The 18,305-nt window shown below is 34.0% G+C and carries 17 protein-coding genes; 7 read left to right on the top strand and 10 right to left on the bottom strand.

Going from position 1 to position 18,305, the window contains the following annotated elements; all coding sequences use genetic code 11:
* Window positions 1–109: 109 nt before the first annotated feature.
* Window positions 110–916, bottom strand: a complete 807-nt coding sequence (locus P8625_RS15580) for a DUF1338 domain-containing protein (protein ID WP_279651342.1) — start codon at window positions 914–916, stop codon at window positions 110–112.
* Between the two features lie 154 nt (window positions 917–1,070).
* Here P8625_RS15580 and P8625_RS15575 point away from each other — a divergent pair, with 154 nt between their 5' ends.
* The 3 genes from P8625_RS15575 (at window position 1,071) to P8625_RS15565 (ending at window position 4,980) form a co-directional block, all read left to right on the top strand.
* The gene (locus P8625_RS15575; protein ID WP_279651341.1) at window positions 1,071–1,529 is read left to right on the top strand and encodes an Lrp/AsnC family transcriptional regulator; all 459 of its coding nucleotides are present in this window, start codon (window positions 1,071–1,073) and stop codon (window positions 1,527–1,529) included.
* Window positions 1,530–1,566: 37 nt separating this feature from the next.
* On the top strand, window positions 1,567–4,464 hold the full coding sequence (locus tag P8625_RS15570; protein WP_279651340.1) for an FAD-binding and (Fe-S)-binding domain-containing protein: 2,898 nt from the start codon (window positions 1,567–1,569) through the stop codon (window positions 4,462–4,464).
* A gap of 63 nt (window positions 4,465–4,527) precedes the next feature.
* The gene (locus P8625_RS15565) at window positions 4,528–4,980 is read left to right on the top strand and encodes a hypothetical protein (protein ID WP_279651339.1); all 453 of its coding nucleotides are present in this window, start codon (window positions 4,528–4,530) and stop codon (window positions 4,978–4,980) included.
* Here P8625_RS15565 and ctlX read toward each other — a convergent pair.
* Window positions 4,977–5,915: a citrulline utilization hydrolase CtlX gene (ctlX, locus tag P8625_RS15560; RefSeq protein WP_279651338.1), complete on the bottom strand. Its 939-nt coding sequence runs from the start codon at window positions 5,913–5,915 to the stop codon at window positions 4,977–4,979. The genes P8625_RS15565 and ctlX overlap by 4 nt on opposite strands.
* 118 nt (window positions 5,916–6,033) lie before the next feature.
* Between ctlX and P8625_RS15555 the strand changes: the two genes are divergently transcribed.
* The 4 genes from P8625_RS15555 to P8625_RS15535 all read left to right on the top strand — a co-directional run bounded on the left by P8625_RS15555 (window position 6,034) and on the right by P8625_RS15535 (window position 9,114).
* Window positions 6,034–7,308 (top strand): S41 family peptidase, encoded by a 1,275-nt coding sequence (locus tag P8625_RS15555; protein WP_279651337.1) that lies wholly within the window; start codon window positions 6,034–6,036, stop codon window positions 7,306–7,308.
* Window positions 7,287–7,718 carry a S41 family peptidase gene (locus P8625_RS15550; RefSeq protein ID WP_322790525.1) on the top strand — a complete coding sequence of 144 codons (432 nt, stop codon included), beginning with the start codon at window positions 7,287–7,289 and terminating at the stop codon, window positions 7,716–7,718. The genes P8625_RS15555 and P8625_RS15550 overlap by 22 nt, the downstream gene beginning before the upstream one ends.
* A gap of 309 nt (window positions 7,719–8,027) precedes the next feature.
* Complete coding sequence (locus P8625_RS15540) at window positions 8,028–8,609, top strand: Crp/Fnr family transcriptional regulator (RefSeq protein ID WP_279651336.1); 582 nt, start codon at window positions 8,028–8,030, stop codon at window positions 8,607–8,609.
* Between the two features lie 76 nt (window positions 8,610–8,685).
* Window positions 8,686–9,114, top strand: a complete 429-nt coding sequence (locus P8625_RS15535) for an SRPBCC domain-containing protein (RefSeq protein WP_279651335.1) — start codon at window positions 8,686–8,688, stop codon at window positions 9,112–9,114.
* Window positions 9,115–9,165: 51 nt separating this feature from the next.
* On the opposite strand, the gene P8625_RS15530 is transcribed toward P8625_RS15535, so the two are convergent.
* From P8625_RS15530 to P8625_RS15495, 8 genes are all read right to left on the bottom strand, one after another.
* On the bottom strand, window positions 9,166–10,230 hold the full coding sequence (locus P8625_RS15530; RefSeq protein ID WP_279651334.1) for a HesA/MoeB/ThiF family protein: 1,065 nt from the start codon (window positions 10,228–10,230) through the stop codon (window positions 9,166–9,168).
* A 112-nt stretch (window positions 10,231–10,342) separates the two neighbouring features.
* Window positions 10,343–11,296, bottom strand: a complete 954-nt coding sequence (locus P8625_RS15525) for an arginase (RefSeq protein ID WP_279651333.1) — start codon at window positions 11,294–11,296, stop codon at window positions 10,343–10,345.
* A gap of 59 nt (window positions 11,297–11,355) precedes the next feature.
* Window positions 11,356–12,642, bottom strand: coding sequence for a citrate synthase (locus P8625_RS15520; RefSeq protein WP_279651332.1), 1,287 nt, complete (start codon window positions 12,640–12,642; stop codon window positions 11,356–11,358).
* A 356-nt stretch (window positions 12,643–12,998) separates the two neighbouring features.
* Entirely contained in the window at window positions 12,999–13,538 is a 540-nt protein-coding gene (locus tag P8625_RS15515; protein WP_279651331.1) for a hypothetical protein, read from the bottom strand.
* A 453-nt stretch (window positions 13,539–13,991) separates the two neighbouring features.
* On the bottom strand, window positions 13,992–15,284 hold the full coding sequence (eno, locus tag P8625_RS15510) for a phosphopyruvate hydratase (RefSeq protein ID WP_279651330.1): 1,293 nt from the start codon (window positions 15,282–15,284) through the stop codon (window positions 13,992–13,994).
* Between the two features lie 125 nt (window positions 15,285–15,409).
* Complete coding sequence (gene carA / locus P8625_RS15505) at window positions 15,410–16,525, bottom strand: glutamine-hydrolyzing carbamoyl-phosphate synthase small subunit (protein WP_279651329.1); 1,116 nt, start codon at window positions 16,523–16,525, stop codon at window positions 15,410–15,412.
* A gap of 199 nt (window positions 16,526–16,724) precedes the next feature.
* Window positions 16,725–17,201, bottom strand: coding sequence for a 50S ribosomal protein L17 (gene rplQ / locus P8625_RS15500; RefSeq protein ID WP_047789815.1), 477 nt, complete (start codon window positions 17,199–17,201; stop codon window positions 16,725–16,727).
* 62 nt (window positions 17,202–17,263) lie between these two features.
* Window positions 17,264–18,256: a DNA-directed RNA polymerase subunit alpha gene (locus P8625_RS15495; protein ID WP_279651328.1), complete on the bottom strand. Its 993-nt coding sequence runs from the start codon at window positions 18,254–18,256 to the stop codon at window positions 17,264–17,266.
* Window positions 18,257–18,305: the final 49 nt, after the last annotated feature.

Here is an 18,305-nt window from a genome sequence, read left to right as displayed (position 1 = left end):
TCCCCTGTAAAAACAAGGGATTTCTATTTTATGAAAGTGCCTTTATAATATCAATCAAAGAACAAACCCCGCTAGTGCGGGGTTTTATAATTGTATATCGTTCTTCAAATTATTGTAACTTCATATCGGTACTTTCAAAAATTTTATCGGCAGAACCTGCAATAAAACCAGAATATAATTCGCCATTGTGCATTGGGTGACGGAACGCAAACTCATAGTAGCAAGAAGTAATCTCTTTAGTAGTTTCTTGAAATGCTACCGGAATTCGATCTGCCAGTACACTCGATTGCTCTAATAGTTGCTCTGGAGTTCCTTTAATTTCACCACCCGAAGTATTCATTTTAAATCCGTTTTCTTTTAAAAATTCATTTACCTCTTGTAACGAATCAAACGTATCTAACTTGTTTACATCTACCGTAAAGTGGTTAGAGCAGAATCCGTTTACATACAACCAAGCAGCATACTCGCTCTCAGCCTGTAACTTTTCATACACTTCAAAACTTGGTTGTTCCCACAAACGACCTTTAAACACCAATTCAGCAGGGTTTAGATCTTCTTCCGATAATCCGTCAATTAAACGCTTAACCGTAGCTTGTAATTCATCAGAAAACTCGTTTGTTTTTAACTGACTAATAAACACACGTGGTGCATTTTTATCTGTGGTATGTTCAAAATGTTTTGCATATAATTTCTTAGCCTCAAAAGTATACTCTCCACATTCTTCGTAACCCGCTTCAATAAACGGAGTCGCTAAAACATCGATGTTTACACGCGCATCATCGTAGGTTCTAAAAGCAACATGATCGTTATACACTGTGTTCCCTTTATTGGTAAATAAATCTTTTATTTTTTGTGCAGAAGGAGTACGCTCGGTGTACTCATTCCATAACTTATCAAATATTTGCGTTGTAGTCATATATTAGTATTTTTACGCAAATCTAAATCATATTCCTTAAAAAAAAGAAATATAATAATTAGTTTTACACTCTGAATAATTATTTTGTGTTAAAAACAACAAAAGACAACCCTAAAAAAGTCAAACAAACAGTTCATAATCCATAAATCAAGAAATGAATAATCAATTTGATTATATAGACAAGCAAATACTTTCAAAATTACGCTCAGACGCTCGTAAAGCCTATTCGCAAATAGCAGAAGAATTGAAGGTTTCAAACTCGTTAATTCATCAGCGCATTAAAAAATTAACCGCAGAAGGAGTAATTAAGAATGCAGAGTTTGTTTTAGAGGAAAAAAGCTTAGGTTATAAAACCAAATCGTATACAGGTATTCGGCTTCAAGAAGCTCGTTTTGCAAAAGAGGTAATGCTTGAATTGAAAAAAATTCCTGAAATAACCGAATGTAATTTTGTTTCTGGTTATTATGCTATTTTTGTTTTAATCTTTGCTAGAGACAATGAACATTTACAAAAAATATTATACGACAACGTACATTTAATTAAAGGAGTGGCAGGAACCGATACGTTTATTTGTTTCGACACCTGCTTTAAACGTCATATACCAATAGAATAATTAACAACACGACTCACCTTTTTAGGTATTTAAGATAATGACACAAACAACATCACTAGAAACATTCAAAAAATCATTAACTGGCGAATTATTTTTTGACGACTTACATAAAAACATCTATGCGACCGATGCGTCGGTATATCGTAAAATTCCGTTAGCAGTTGCCTACCCAAAAAACATACAAGATATTCAGCTATTAATTGATTTTGCTACTAAAAATAAGATTACCCTAATTCCTCGTACTGCTGGAACTTCGTTAGCAGGACAGTGTGTGGGAGACGGTATTGTAGTAGACGTTTCGAAGCACTTTACCAACATATTGGCTTTTGACGAAATTAAGAAAACCATTACGGTAGAACCAGGAATTATTCGCGACGATTTAAACCGTTTCTTAAAACCCTTCGGCTTGTTTTTTGGTCCGAATACCTCAACTTCTAACCGTTGTATGATTGGCGGTATGGTGGGAAATAATTCTTCAGGAAGTACGTCAATTCGTTACGGAGTTACCCGCGATAAAGTACTTGCCATTCAAGGATTGCTAAGTGATGGTAGTGAAGTTACCTTTGCTGAAATGACCTCAGCAGAATTTCATCAAAAGAAAATAGAAAATTCGTTAGAAGGAACGATTTATCGTGCTGTGTATGCCGAACTTTCTCAAGAAGCCATTCAACAAGAAATCAAAAAGGAATTTCCGAAGGAAAGCATTCACCGAAGAAATACGGGCTATGCTGTTGATGAATTTTTAAGCTCTGATTTGTTTGGTGGAACAGCGCCTACTATCAATCCAGCAAAATTTTTATCAGGAAGTGAAGGAACTCTGGTGTTTTCAACAGCGATTACGATTCAGTTAGACGACCTACCCCCTGCGCACAGCATTATGGTATGTCCGCATTTTACCAGTGTAAACGAAAGCTTAAAAGCTACGGTAACCACTATGGAACATACGCTGTATGCCTGTGAGTTGATGGATAAAGTAATTTTAGATTGTACTAAAAACAACCGCGAACAAGCAAAAAACCGTTTCTTTTTACAGGGTGACCCCGAGGCGGTATTAATGCTAGAAGTTTCGGCAGATACTATGGAAGAAGCAGCGGTGTTAGCCGACAAACTCATTGAAGATTTAAAAGCGAATAACTTCGGATATCATTATCCAAAAGTATACGGAGAAGACATCGCTAAAGTGCATGAGCTACGAAAAGCTGGTTTAGGTTTGTTAGGAAACATTGTTGGAGATGATAAAGCTGTAGCTTGTATTGAAGATACTGCCGTAGCCTTAGAAGATTTACCTGCCTATATTGAGGAATTCACTAAAATTATGGACAAATACCAGCAACGAGCCGTATATTATGCACATGCAGGAGCTGGTGAGCTACATTTACGTCCTATTTTGAATTTAAAGAAAAAAGAAGATGTTGTACTCTTCAGAAAGATAACTACTGAAACTGCCGAGTTGGTCAAAAAATATCAAGGGTCGTTTAGTGGGGAGCATGGTGATGGTATTGTTCGTGCAGAGTTTATTCCGTTAATGATTGGTGATAAAAACTACCAACTATTACGAAGAATAAAAAAAGCATTTGACCCAAACAATGTATTTAACAAAGGGAAAATTACCGATGCTTTTCCGATGGATGAAAACTTACGATATGAGGTTGACAGAAACGAACCTGTTATTGAAACGCTTCAAGATTTTTCTGATAGTGAAGGTATTTTAAAACTAGCTGAAAAATGCAACGGTTCGGGCGATTGTCGTAAATCTCCTGAAGCAGGTGGAACCCTGTGTCCGAGTTACCGAGCTACTCGAAACGAAAAAGAAACGACCCGTGCTAGAGCTAATACTTTACGGGAGGTACTTACCAATAACACTGCTAAAAACAAGTTCGACTCTAAAGAGTTAAAAGAAATTCTCGACCTTTGTTTAAGCTGTAAAGCGTGTGCTAGTGAATGTCCGAGTAATGTAGATATTGCTTCGATGAAAGCAGAGTTCTTATACCAATATCAAGAAACAAACGGCTATTCTTTCCGCAGTAAATTGTTTGCTAACAATGCTAAGTATAATAAATTAGGAAGTAAGTTTCCTGTACTAACAAATTTCTTTACCAATACTACGTTGGCTAAAAAGGTTATGGGAGTTGCTACCCAACGTTCAGTTCCGAAGTTAGCAAAACAACCGTTGCGTGATTGGTTAAAAAAACATGAATCGAAAAATTCGAAAAGAACCCTGTATTTATTCAACGATGAATTTACCAACTACTACGATGCTGAAATAGGAAAAGATGCCGTTGTTGTATTGGAAAAATTAGGATATAACGTAAAAACAGTAACCCACGAAGAAAGCGGACGTAGTTATATATCGAAAGGGTTTTTAAAGGAAGCGAAAGAAATTGCGAATAAAAATATAAGCACTTTTAAGGAATTAATCTCTGAAGAAACCCCACTGATTGGAATAGAGCCTTCTGCTATTTTAACTTTTAGAGACGAGTACTTGCGAATCGCAGATGACAAAGAAGCTGCAAAGAAAATTGCTGAGAACTGTTTTACTATAGAAGAGTTTTTGGCTACCGAGCATAGCCAAGGAAATATTGATGAGCAATTATTTACTACCAAAGCGAAAACCTTAAAAATTCATGGGCATTGCCATCAAAAAGCCTTATCGAGTACCCACGCTGCTTTTGCGATGTTGAATATGCCTAAAAATTATAAAGTAACCATTATGAATACGGGTTGTTGTGGTATGGCAGGTTCATTTGGATACGAAAAAGAGCACTATGACGTAAGTATGCAGGTGGGTGAAGACACCTTGTTTCCGAAGGTTAGAAACTGTGCAGCTGATACAGAAATAGTAGCTGCTGGTACGAGTTGTCGCCATCAAATTTATGACGGAACAAAACGTTTGGCGAAACACCCTGTAACAATTTTAAAAGAAGCTTTACTATAAATAATTGATTTTCATCTCTTTATTTTGTACTTTTAAGAATATTAATTCTTAAAACGTACTATTATGACAAGTAACAAAATCATCTTTAATAATGCGTTGTTAATTTTTGCAGGCATTGTTAGCTTCTTTCTAATCATGAAGATTTTTGAATTGGAAAATATTTCTGAACTGCGTTTTTTAAACTTTGCTTTTGTTCTTTATGGCATAAACAGAGCTATTAAAATGAATATTGTTGAGAATCATGAAACATCATATTTCATTAATTTTTTAGTAGGCACAGGAACTTCTATGATTGCTGTTGTTTTGACTATTTTTAGCCTGATTATTTATGTAGACTTTATTGATTCTAGCTTTATGATCGTGCTTGAAAAATCTTCTTTTTGGGGACAAAATTTAAGTTTACCTCTAGTAGTATTTGCATTAGCCATTGAGGGGATTGCTTCTTCAGTAATTTGTTCGTTTATTTTAATGCAGTATTATAAAAACCATAAGATTTCAAATACAATGGTAACTTAATGAGTTTTAGGTAAGAAAACCTCTGTCATCATACAACGGGCACTTCCACCACCATAGGTTTCTATAGTTTTCAGAGGAGTGTGAAGTATTTTACTGTGTTTTTTTAGGACTTCAATTTGGTTGGTCTTTAACGAATGAAACGCAGAAGAACTCATTACTACATAGCTTTCATCATCCAGTCCTGTAACCTGTAACATATTTCCTGCAAACTGACTCACTTGTGTTTCAGAAATGGCAACAATTTCTTTTCCGTCAGACTTCAAGTGTTTTACTAGATTTTTCTTTTCCTTTTTATCGTCTATAGCGTCTAAACATACCACTGCAAATGTTTCTGCAACACACATCATTACATTGGTATGATAAATAGGAACTCTTTTTCCCTCAGCTGTTTGATTCGCAGTAAAAATAACAGGCGTGTATTCAAAATCCTCACAAAACTCTATAAACAATTCTTCATCTGTTCGAGGAGACAAGGCACAATAGGCTTTTCTGTGCTGCCTATCTAACACCATACTTCCTGTTCCTTCTAAAAAAACCGCTTCCTCTTCTGCCTCTGAATAGTCTATTACATTTTCGATTGCAAATCCTTTTTCCTCTAGTACTTCTAGCACGTCTTCCCTGCGCTCTAAACGACGATTTTCTGCAAACATGGGGTAGATAGCCACATCGCCATTTTCGTGAAAGGAAATCCAATTATTTGAAAAAATTGCATCGGGAGTATCGGGTTCTTTCCTATCTTCAACCACTACAACCTCTACTCCAACAGCCTCTAATTTCTGCACAAAAACATCAAATTCTTCTTGTGCTTTCGCATTGATTGATGCTGGTACAATTCCTGACAATTCTTGCTGATAATAATTATTTACGGCTGTTTCCTCATTCATCCTAAAGTTTACAGGACGAACCATTAAGATGGTATTTGTCGTTTGTTGCATGCTGCGAAGGTAAAGTAAAATTCGATATCTTTATAAGGCATTAATTTAACAATGCTTTAACCAATATGAGCTATGAAATCATGGTTTCTACAATTAATTTTGAAACAAAAAAATACTCATGACTAAGAAACTAATCCTACTATTCTTATTTCCATTCACTATTTATTCTCAAACAAAGATTACTGAGACAGAAAAATATAAACAAGTATGTTTAATTTGGGGGTTAATGAAATACCACCATCCCGACGTAAGTAGAGGAATATATAACTGGGACTTAGAATTAATATCTTTATTAAACTCTATAGAGGATATTGTAGAACAAGAAGAATTAAATAAAGAACTAAATTATTTCATTACTAAATATGATAATTCAGCTACAGAATTTAAAAATATCTCTATTAATATTGATTCAGAAAAAATTTTTAAAAAGAATTTTAAGTATGATTGGATAGATGAGTTTGCTTTTAACCAAGAAATAAAAACAAGACTCGTAAAATTAAAAAACAATAGTAATATAGGAGATTATTATGCTTCTTCAAGTAAGTTAACTAAAATGATTTCGTTTGAGAATGAAAAGGGTTTTCTTAACTTCAATCCCCTATTGAAAAATCACAGACTACTGGAATTATATAGTTTTTGGAATATTATTCAATATTGGGATGTAAATAAATATTTAACCGATATAAACTGGATCGATAACTTAGATGAATTAATTAAAAGTTTTATAAATGATAAGAGTATTAAAGAATATGAAGTTTCGAAACTACATATGTTAGCTATGTTAAATGATTCGCATTCATACAAAACATCCATGTACTTTTACGAAACATTATTCAGGTATTCTCCTTCTTTTGGTGTAAAAGTAATTAATGACTCATTGCTTGTCACATCCGTATACAATGAAACACTAACAGAAAAAAACAATATTGATTTAGGAGAAATTATCGTAAAGATTAACGATACGAGCATATCAGACTACATAAACACTAATTTTTCGAAACTGATATCTACCTCTAATGATACATATTTAAGATACAGGCTAAATCATCTCATATTAAGAAGCAGTGTAGACTCTCTAAGAGTTCATTCTTTAGATATAAATGGTAATCTGAAAGAAAAGAAATTGAAATTATACAAATCCTTCAAGCGAGAAAACTATAAAAGTCTAATTCAACCAGAAAAAACAAATTGGAAAAAAATTACCGCGAAAATAACTTACATAAACCTAGCTAACATAACTTCTAAAGAATTTGCTAAAATCTTAAAACAAAATAAAACCGATGATGGTATTATATTAGATTTAAGAAATTATCCAAGAAACCTTAAACTTAATGATTTTTCTAAACATTTTTATCCCGAAAAAAAGAGTTTATCAAAGTATTACTTCCTTTAGTAAAAAAACCGTCTTTAGGAGAATATCCCGCTTCTGCACCTTTAAGATTTATTTCAAATCCATTCAAAATAGGAAAAAAGAACTCTAATTACTTTAAAGGCAAAATTATATTGCTTGTAAATAGACAAACAGGAAGTATGGCTGAATACTTTGGCATGGCAATACAACAAGCCCCAAATTGCATTACTATAGGAGAGCAAACTATGGGAGCAGTGATGAATATTACATCGGCTATATTGCCTGATAAACAAGAATTTTATTTCACTGGTGCTGGTGCCTTTTATCCAAATGGAGAGAGGGTACAAAGAAAAGGATTGCATATCGATTACTTCATAAAAGAAAACACAAAAAATTACGATTCTCAGTTATATATAGATAAAGCAGTAAAAATCATAAAAAGCGATAATTAAATTCCCCCAATACAAACATACTGTACATTAAAAAAACACTTAAGAATTTCGAGGCAAACTCTAGTAATTCAAACCTTTGATATCATCTGCGATTGAATGAATACGCCTCTTAGAACTAACGCATAATAATTAGTTACGGCTGTTTTCTCGTTCATCCTAAAGTTCGCAGGACGAACCATTAAGATGGTGTTTGTTGTTTGTCGCAGTATACGACAGTCTAAAGAATTTATAATTTTAACAATAACCGTTTGCGATAAAAATCAAGTACATTTGTTTCAATTTCTTTACTTGCAAAGGCTTTGTATAAATATGAATAACAATTTTAACACCATACTTCAGGAATATTTTGGAAACCTTAACCCCGAAGAATTAACTATCCTGCTTTCATATTTTAGGGAAGAAACACTTTGTAAAGATGATTTTTTTACAAAAACGGACTCCTTTTGTAATCGATTGAGTTTGGTGAAATCTGGGTTGCTTAGAATTTATACGTTCTCAGATGGAAAAGAAATTACGCAATGGATTTCAACCCCTAACTATTTTGTAACTGAAATTTCGAGTTTCTTTTTTAACCAACCCAACCGTTGGAACATACAAGCATTAACCGATGTAAAACTGCTAACCCTCACTAAAGAAAGCTACACACAGTTGTGCAAGGACTTTCCGAAATGGAATGACATTGAAAAACAATTTATTGCCAAATGCTTTGCAATGTTAGAAAATAGGGTTTTCTCTCACTTATCGATGACTGCCGAAGAACGATATCAACTGTTTTTTGAGCAAAACAAAGTGTTATTTAATGAAGTTCCTTTACAATACATCGCCTCTATTTTAGGAATGACTCCTGAAACTTTAAGTAGAATACGTAAACGCCAACTTTCTAATTCTTGATTTATATCAAGTAAGTTTTCTTTTTATTTAGTCAATTTTGTCTTGTGAGTGTAACCTATAAAACTAGACAGAAATCATGACTAAAAAAATCAGTGCTCAAATTAACATCAATGCAACTCCCGAAAAAGTTTGGAGCGTGTTAACCAATATACATTCGTATCCTGAATGGAATCCGTTTATCACAAAAATAGAAGGAATACTTGCCATTGGTAAAACGATTAAAATTACGGTTCGCCCAGAAGGTTCTTCTACAATGACTTTTAAACCTACTATTCTAACTTACACTGAAAACAAAATTCTTTTATGGCAAGGAAAACTCCTCGTTAAAGGGCTTTTCGATGGCAAGCACAAATTTGAGTTGATAGACAATGAGAATGGAAGTACTACCTTTATTCAAAGTGAAATTTTTACGGGAATATTGGTAGGTATTTTTGATTTAACGAATACTGAAAAAGGGTTTGAAAAGATGAATGTAGCCTTAAAAAAAAGATGTGAAAACTCCTGATGACTAGATTCAAGATAATTTTTAAATCCAGTATTTCGCTTCGATTGTACGTTATTTTACCCCTCCTTTTAGATTGATAAAAGTAGTGTTATTCAATTGTTGTTCTAAAAAACCAATCGCTCGTTGGCTACGTACTCCTGATTTGCAATATACCACTACAGGTTTACTTGTATCTACTTCTTGAAATCGTTTTGAAAGGTTTCCTAGCGGAATATGCTGCCCACCAATATGATGTTGTTCTCGCTCCCAATCTTCACGAATATCCAATAGATTATAAGACGATAAATTGTTTTGTAGTTCTTGGAACGTTATTTCGTGAGTAGCGGTTTTTATTCCGCAGAAAAAGTCATAATCGCTGTTTAACTCAGCAACTTCAGCGTTTTTAGTTTTTTTAAATTTTAAGATCATTTGACGCATACTTAGCGTATCGTACATCAATAATTTATTCGCTAACACCTCTCCTATTCCACAAATAATCTTAATAGCTTCGTTAGCTTGTAAACTTCCTATAATTCCAGGTAACACTCCTAAAACCCCTATTTGAGAGCAATTAGGTGATTCCTCTGGTTTGGGAGGGATTGGATATAAACATCGATAGGTGGCACTTTTTTGATAATTGAACACACTTACCTGCCCTTCAAACTTAAAAATAGCACCATACACCAACGGCTTTTGAGTGAGTACTGCCGCATCGTTCGTTAAATACCGTGTAGCGAAATTATCACTTCCATCTACAATGATATCGTATTTCTCAAATAAAGAAATAGCATTGTGACGGGTTAACTTCTCGTTGTACACATAAAATTGAACAAACGGATTTAATTCTGACAAACGCTTTGCTGCTGTATGTGCTTTTGATTTTTCTATATCGCTAATCGTATATAGTACCTGACGTTGTAAATTACTTTGACTAACTACATCATCATCTACAATTCCAATCGTACCCACACCTGCTGCTGCCAAATATTGTAACACGGGACAACCCAAACCACCAGCACCAACGACTAATACTTTGGATTGTTTTAACTTCAACTGTCCCTCCTCTCCTATTTTATCGAGAATTAGGTGACGGTTATATTGTTGTTTTTCTTCGTTTGTTAATTCGCTTGTTGACATTTGACTATTGGTAACTAGTCTTTACAAATCCATTTTCTATATGATTAAGTATACGCTATTAGTTGTTAAGTATACTCAATAGTTTCCTATTGGTTAGGTTTGGCAAAAAACGTTATATCATTTTTATTTTCTCCGTTACTTTTTCTAACACTTCAAAAGCTGTTTCTGCCATCTTATTACCCCTGAAATCTAAGAGCGGATTAACTTCCACAAACTCTAAGCATACTACTTTTTTACTGGCAACTAACCCCTTTATAATGTTTATAATTTCATATTGATCAAATCCTTTTGGCACGGGCGTTCCTGTTCCGTAAGAAATCATATCACAGTCCATTGAATCTACATCGAACGAGATATAAATAACATCACAATCAGAGAGTTTCTCCAGCGCTTCATTTACACAAACTTCTACGCCTCTATACCGAACTTCGTCAACCCTGTAGTTTTTCATTCCATATTTTTCCATCTGCTTGTCTTCAGGTTCTTCGGTATCTCGAACTCCAAAAAACACTACATCTTCTGGTAGTACTTTTTGACCAAGAGTTGCTACATTTTTCATTCGGTCCCATAAATCGGAAGTTATTCTATCTACCTGATTCACTTGACTCTCTAGATTATCATCGGCAATAGCTGCAGCCAATGGCATACCATGAATATTTCCTGAAGGCGACGTGTAAGGTGAATGTAAATCTCCGTGGGCATCAATCCAAACTACTCCAACTCTTTTGGTAGGGTAAGCTGCTTTAACACCGCTAATGGTTCCAAGTGCAGAAGAATGGTCTCCAGACAACACAATGGGAAATTTTCCTTCTTGTAAATTTACTTTTACATGATTGCTTAAACGCTTACATTGAGTTAACACACTATCAATTCTCTTTGCAAATGAGTTGTTAACTTTATTGTAAATAGACTCATTCTCTGTAATTACATCTTCATATTCATAAGAATCAAAGTAATTACTTTTTTGATTTATTGCTGCAATTTCAATAGCATCAATTCCCATATCAGAGCCACGAGTTCCTGCTCCGATATCAGACCTATTTTTTATTATTTTAATTTCTTTCATCAGTAGGTATTTTAAATAAAAAATGTCATTTAGAAATTAAATGACATTTTTTAATGTTTTTATCTTTTCTCTAATGGTACGAACTCTCTTAGATTCTCACCTATATACACTTGTCGCGGGCGACCAATTGGTTCTTTACGCAAACGCATCTCTCTCCATTGTGCAATCCAGCCTGGTAAACGTCCTAATGCAAACATTACGGTAAACATTTCTACTGGAATTCCCATCGCTCTATAGATAATTCCTGAGTAGAAGTCTACATTCGGATATAATTTTCTTTCTACGAAGTACGGATCGTTTAATGCCTCTTGCTCTAATCCTTTTGCAACATCTAAAATTGGGTCTTCAACTCCCAAGTCGTTCAATACTTCGTCTGCTGCTTTTTTAATAATTCTAGCTCTTGGGTCAAAGTTTTTATATACACGGTGTCCGAAGCCCATTAAGCGGAAAGGATCGTTTTTATCTTTGGCTTTTGCCATATACTTCTTCGTATCTCCTCCGTCTTCTCTAATTGCTTCTAACATTTCTAAAACTGCTTGGTTAGCTCCTCCATGTAGTGGACCCCATAAAGCAGAAATACCAGCTGATAACGATGCGAATAACCCTGCGTGAGATGAACCTACAATACGTACTGTTGAGGTAGAACAGTTTTGCTCATGATCTGCGTGTAAGATTAATAATTTATCTAAGGCATTAATCATGATAGGATTTAATTCATACTCATCATTCGGTTTTTGGAACATCATGGTTAAGATATTTTCTACGTATCCTAACTTGCGAGAACCATAGTGTAATGGTAATCCTTGTTTTTTACGTAGTGTCCAAGCTACCAATACTGGAAACTTACCCATAATTTTAACAATAGCTTTGTACATGTCTTCCTCAGAATTAACATTTACAGAAGATGGATTGAAAGCTGTTAAAGCTGATGTTAATGATGACAATACGCCCATTGGATGTGCATTCTTAGGAAAAGCATCGATGATTTTTTTAATGTCATCGTCTACAATTGCTTCATCTAAAATATCTCTATAAAATTTATCTAACTGTTCTTGCGTTGGTAATTCTCCAAAAATTAGTAAGTACGCAACTTCTAAAAAGTCTGCTTTTTCTGCTAACTCTTCAATTGAATATCCTCGATATCTTAGCACACCTTCTTCTCCATTCAAAAATGTGATAGCACTTTCACATGAACCTGTATTCTTGTAACCTGGATCGATGGTTATAATTCCATCCGTAGCTCCTCTCAAGGTTTTTATATCTATTGCGGTTTCATTTTCTGTTCCTTTTACTAAAGGAAACTCATACGTGTTTTCGCCAATTTGTAATTTTGCTATATCTGACATTTTCTTACTAAAATTTTTATGATTGAAGTGAGTTGCGAAGATACCATTTTTTGAAGTATTTTGAAAGAGTGACCTCATAGATTTTTGATATAAAAAAATAATTATTTCCTATATGTAAATCTTTTAAAAAGTACAATTATACTTCCGTAAAAAAAACTTAGGAACAAGTTGGGTAAAACTGTAATTCTATTACCGAATTATAGATGGCGGTGCATTTAACGGATTAGAGGAAGTAAGCAAATTACACACTGCATATTAATAAACTGAGAAAACAATAGTATAATTGTAAGTACAAGAAATAGTATTTTCATGTATTAATTTTGTGTAGATTAAAAAAAGATTGTTAATCTTATTTATTACAAATCAAACCCTAAATTTAATTGTAGCATCAGTGGGAAAAAACCATGGCGTTCATTTATATCAAAATAGTAAATTGGTCCCATATCAAATAACAAATGAAAGTTTTTACCGTACTTTCGTTGAATTCCCCAAGTAGGGCCTATCGCAACATCTAAACCATCGGTTCCGTTAGAATTTCCAAACAACGATTCTCCCCTGGTTAAAACCCTTGCTGAGATAAAATTCCCTGAGTTATTTGTGATATTTAACCCTTTGCTCTTACGCTTTTCAAAATTATAAAACCATTTGTGTTGGATGTCTAAAAATGGATTGAATGAGGTAATCAATCCAGAACTTCCACCTACACTGGTATGTGGGTAACTTCCACTATAACCGATACCTGTACCTATAGATAAAGTTGATGTATTTCCAGTTGGCATTTCGTATTCTACTCCTGGATTTAAAAAATTAAGCCTCCAAACACTTTCGGTTTGTTCTTCTTGAGAAAGTAGTGTAATCGTACTAAAAATAAGAAATAGAACTGCTATTTTTTTCATAGTTATTGTATTAATTTATACGTTGACTGCTACTATTAATAACAATAAGAACTTGTATTACCCTACTTTTATTTTACTTATTTTAATTAAAATGAATGACTCTACTATTTTTTATTTTTAACCCCCCTTTTTCTTATGATAAAGTTATATGAAAGGAAATTATTGAGAAGTGGCATTATAGTTCTCGATAGCTCTGTTGTGCCTAGCCGAAGTAGTGTTTTTAATTCATTATCGCTCTTAAAAATCAATCGAACTGACAGTACATGGAAATAGTATTCGCAAAAAAGAAAACACCCGAAGCTTTGAGTCAATTATTAAAAAAACTACTTAGAATGATTGATTTTTGTACTAAAAAGAAAATATCAGATAAGAAACTGTCTTACCTGATATTTATATTATTTCTAATCCTGTTAAAACTGTATTAGTTTTTTGGAACAGGTTATTTCAATTGAACTACTGTTGTACTTTAAACGCTTTTTTTTGCGGATAATAAGCTACATCAGCCAATTCTTCTTCAATACGTAACAATTGATTGTATTTTGCCATACGATCAGAACGTGAAGCAGAACCTGTTTTAATTTGTCCGCAGTTTAATGCTACAGCCAAATCAGCAATGGTATTATCTTCCGTTTCTCCAGAACGGTGACTCATTACTGAGGTATATCCAGCATTTTGAGCCATGTTAACGGCTGCAATGGTTTCTGTTAACGTACCTATTTGGTTTACTTTAATTAAAATTGAGTTGGCAATACCATTTTCAATTCCTCTTGATAAGCGTTCAACATTGGTTACGAATAAATCGTCTCCTACTAATTGAACTTTATCTCCAACTTTATCGGTTAATAATTTCCATCCATCCCAATCATTCTCATCCATTCCATCTTCGATAGAGATAATAGGATATTTTTCGCATAACTCTGCTAGGTAAGTTGCTTGCTCTTCAGAAGTTCTCACAGCTCCTTTGTCTCCTTCAAACTTGGCATAGTCGTACTTTCCGTCTACATAAAACTCTGCCGAAGCACAATCTAACGCTATCATTACCTCTTCTCCAAAAGTATACCCTGCATTTTTGGTTGCTAATGCAATGGTTTCAATAGCATCTTCTGTTCCTTCTAAAGTAGGTGCAAATCCACCTTCATCACCTACAGCAGTAGATAAATTACGGTCGTGTAACACCTTCTTTAAGTTGTGAAAAATTTCAGAACCTATTTGCATTGCTTCTGTAAAGTTCTTTGCCTTTACTGGCATTATCATAAATTCTTGAAATGCAATAGGTGCATCAGAGTGAGAACCACCGTTGATAATGTTCATCATAGGAACTGGCAGTGTGTTTGCTGAAACTCCTCCTACATAACGGTATAATGGTAATCCTAGTTCATTTGCAGCTGCCTTTGCTACTGCCAAAGAAACTCCTAAAATTGCATTGGCTCCTAATTTAGATTTGTTAGGTGTTCCATCTAAATCAATCATTAGTTGGTCTATTGCATTTTGTTCAAAAACCGATACTCCTAATAATTCTTGTGCAATTAATGTATTTACATTTTCTATGGCTTTTAATACTCCTTTACCCATGTAGTCATTACCACCATCGCGTAACTCAACTGCTTCATGCTCTCCTGTAGAAGCTCCTGAGGGTACCGCAGCTCTTCCTAAAATACCATTTTCGGTAATTACATCTACCTCTACTGTAGGGTTTCCTCTTGAATCAAAAATTTGACGTGCGTGAATGTTAATTATAATACTCATAGTTGTTTATTTTTAATATATAAATCCGTGGATGATACGCCCACGAGAATCAAATTATTTTCTTTGCTAAATTACTTATTTGTCTTGTTTTTTAGTGATTAAAACAGAATAAGTTACGAAAACGTTTACGCTTCAACCTTCGCTTTTTTAATGTTTTCTATGAATTGATCAAATAGGTATTCTGCATCGTGTGGTCCTGGACTTGCTTCGGGATGATACTGTACAGAAAATACATTTTTAGATTTCATTCTAATACCTGCAACCGTATTATCGTTCAAATGCACGTGTGTAATTTCAACATCTGGATGCGCTTCTGTTTCCTCTCTGTTAATAGCAAATCCATGGTTTTGAGAAGTGATTTCTCCTTTTCCTGTCAATAAGTTTTTTACAGGGTGGTTAATTCCACGATGTCCGTTATGCATTTTATAGGTAGAAATACCATTTGCCAAGGCTATTACCTGATGTCCTAGACAAATTCCGAATAACGGTAAGTTTCTTTTAATAATTTCTTTTGCTGTATTTTGGGCTTCTTCTAGAGGTTCTGGATCTCCAGGTCCGTTAGAAATAAAATATCCGTCTGGATTGAAATCGCTCATTTGCTCAAAACTTGCATTGTATGGGTACACTTTTATATAAGCACCTCTCTTTACTAAATTTCGCAAGATATTTTTCTTGATTCCTATATCTAAAGCTGATATTTTGATTGGGGCATTTTCATCACCCACAAAATAAGGTTCTTTTGTCGATACTTTTGAAGCCAACTCTAAACCTTCCATATTTGGTATATCGGCTAGCTGTTTTTTTAAATCTTCTATCTTATCTACTTCAGTAGAAATAATGGCGTTCATGGCTCCATTATCTCTAATATACGATACTAGAGCACGGGTATCGACATCAGAAATGGCCACCAAATTGTGCTCTTTAAACCAATCGAATAAATTCCCATCAGAGTCTACACGAGAATGTGTAAAGCTAAAGTTACGACAGATTAATCCTGAAATTTTTATTCCGTCTGATTCTACTTCTTCGTCATTTACCCCATAGTTACCAATATGTGCATTGGTGGTTACCATTAACTGACCAAAGTATGATGGGTCGGTAAAAATTTCTTGGTATCCTGTCATACCTGTATTAAAACAAATTTCTCCTGTTGCGGTTCCTTCTATTCCAATTGATTTACCATAGAAAATAGTTCCGTCTGCTAATAGAACTAATGCTTTTTTACGCGTTTGATATTTCATGTGCTTGTTGTATATTGCTTTAAAGCGGTCACATGTAACCTTAGATATTTAAAATAATTGTATTAATGTTATTTGATATGTATTTTAAATATGTCGGTTTCATTTAGTGTGTTGTGTTATTTGTTTGCAAAAATATATAAAAAAAGGGATAAACATTAAATGTTCATCCCTTTGATATAATTTATAAAAATTTTCATTTTTATTCTTCTTCTTGTGAAGTTTGAGTTTCAACAGCTGCTGCTTCAGTTTTCTTCGCTCCACCACGACGGCTACGGCGAGTACTCTTTTTAGCTTTGTTTCCTTTCGGATTGTATAACTCGTTGTAATCAACTAATTCTACCATTGCCATTGGAGCGTTGTCTCCTTGACGGTTTCCTAATTTGATGATACGTACATATCCTCCTGGTCTGTCTGCTACTTTTACAGAAATCTCTTTAAATAATTCTGTAACAGCTTCTTTGCTACGTAAGTAACTAAATACTACACGACGGTTGTGGGTTGTATCGTCTTTAGATTTTGTAATTAAAGGCTCTACAAACTTACGCAAAGCTTTCGCTTTAGCCTCAGTAGTATTAATTCGCTTGTGCTCGATTAAAGAACAAGCCATGTTAGATAACATCGCTTTTCTGTGCGCTGTTTTTCTCCCTAAATGATTAAATTTTTTTCCGTGTCTCATGACATTTGGTTTTAGCTCTCATCTTGCTACTACCCTAGTTTAGGGGAGCAAAATATGAAAGGTTAATCTTTATCTAATTTGTATTTACTTAAATCCATTCCAAAACTTAGTCCTTTGTTAGCCACTAACTCATCTAATTCAGTTAATGATTTTTTACCAAAGTTTCTAAACTTCATTAAATCGCTTTTGTTAAATGATACTAAGTCTCCTAAAGTATCTACTTCTGCAGCTTTTAAACAGTTTAAAGCACGAACTGATAAATCCATATCAACTAATTTCGTCTTTAATAACTGACGCATGTGTAATGATTCTTCATCGTATGTTTCAGTTTGTGCGATTTCATCTGCTTCTAAAGTGATACGCTCGTCAGAGAATAACATAAAGTGGTGGATTAAAATCTTAGCTGCTTCTGTTAAGGCATCTTTTGGGTTGATAGAACCGTCAGTATCGATATCGAAAACTAATTTTTCGTAATCGGTCTTTTGCTCTACACGGAAATTTTCAACAGCGTATTTTACATTCTTTATAGGAGTGTAAATAGAATCTGTAAAAATGGTTCCTAAAGGTGCACCAGCTCTTTTATTTTCTTCTGCTGGTACAAAACCTCTACCTTTTTCAATGGTAATTTCAGCATTCAACTTTACTGATTTATCCATGTTACAAATTACTAAATCTGGATTTAGCACTTGAAAACCTGAGATAAACTTTTGCAAGTCACCAGCTGTTAATTGCTCTTGTCCTGATACTGCTATAGAAACTGTTTCTCTATCAGATTCTTCTATTTGTTTCTTAAAACGTACTTGTTTTAAGTTTAAGATGATTTCTGTTACATCTTCTACAACACCCTCGATTGTTGAAAATTCATGATCAACCCCGTCGATACGTAATGATGTAATTGCAAATCCTTCTAAAGAAGATAATAATACTCTTCGTAAGGCGTTCCCTACGGTTAATCCAAAACCTGGTTCAAGAGGTCTGAATTCGAATCTTCCTGAAAAATCAGTAGATTCAATCATTATTACTTTATCAGGCTTTTGAAAATTTAAAATTGCCATATATTTTTCTTCGTTTTAATTGTTATTCAGTTGCGCGGTTTATAAGTGT

The sequence above is a fragment of the Tenacibaculum tangerinum genome, from assembly GCF_029853675.1.
In the GTDB taxonomy this organism is placed as follows: domain Bacteria; phylum Bacteroidota; class Bacteroidia; order Flavobacteriales; family Flavobacteriaceae; genus Polaribacter; species Polaribacter tangerinum_A.
This window is presented reverse-complemented; position numbering and strand designations above follow the sequence as displayed.

Coding starts and splice junctions, on each gene's coding strand:
- P8625_RS15580 (WP_279651342.1), bottom strand. CDS start 916: ATGACTACAACGCAAATATTTGATAAGTTATGGAATGAGTACACCGAG.
- P8625_RS15575 (WP_279651341.1), top strand. CDS start 1,071: ATGAATAATCAATTTGATTATATAGACAAGCAAATACTTTCAAAATTA.
- P8625_RS15570 (WP_279651340.1), top strand. CDS start 1,567: ATGACACAAACAACATCACTAGAAACATTCAAAAAATCATTAACTGGC.
- P8625_RS15565 (WP_279651339.1), top strand. CDS start 4,528: ATGACAAGTAACAAAATCATCTTTAATAATGCGTTGTTAATTTTTGCA.
- ctlX (WP_279651338.1), bottom strand. CDS start 5,915: ATGCAACAAACGACAAATACCATCTTAATGGTTCGTCCTGTAAACTTT.
- P8625_RS15555 (WP_279651337.1), top strand. CDS start 6,034: ATGACTAAGAAACTAATCCTACTATTCTTATTTCCATTCACTATTTAT.
- P8625_RS15540 (WP_279651336.1), top strand. CDS start 8,028: ATGAATAACAATTTTAACACCATACTTCAGGAATATTTTGGAAACCTT.
- P8625_RS15535 (WP_279651335.1), top strand. CDS start 8,686: ATGACTAAAAAAATCAGTGCTCAAATTAACATCAATGCAACTCCCGAA.
- P8625_RS15530 (WP_279651334.1), bottom strand. CDS start 10,230: ATGTCAACAAGCGAATTAACAAACGAAGAAAAACAACAATATAACCGT.
- P8625_RS15525 (WP_279651333.1), bottom strand. CDS start 11,296: ATGAAAGAAATTAAAATAATAAAAAATAGGTCTGATATCGGAGCAGGA.
- P8625_RS15520 (WP_279651332.1), bottom strand. CDS start 12,642: ATGTCAGATATAGCAAAATTACAAATTGGCGAAAACACGTATGAGTTT.
- P8625_RS15515 (WP_279651331.1), bottom strand. CDS start 13,538: ATGAAAAAAATAGCAGTTCTATTTCTTATTTTTAGTACGATTACACTA.
- eno (WP_279651330.1), bottom strand. CDS start 15,284: ATGAGTATTATAATTAACATTCACGCACGTCAAATTTTTGATTCAAGA.
- carA (WP_279651329.1), bottom strand. CDS start 16,525: ATGAAATATCAAACGCGTAAAAAAGCATTAGTTCTATTAGCAGACGGA.
- rplQ (WP_047789815.1), bottom strand. CDS start 17,201: ATGAGACACGGAAAAAAATTTAATCATTTAGGGAGAAAAACAGCGCAC.
- P8625_RS15495 (WP_279651328.1), bottom strand. CDS start 18,256: ATGGCAATTTTAAATTTTCAAAAGCCTGATAAAGTAATAATGATTGAA.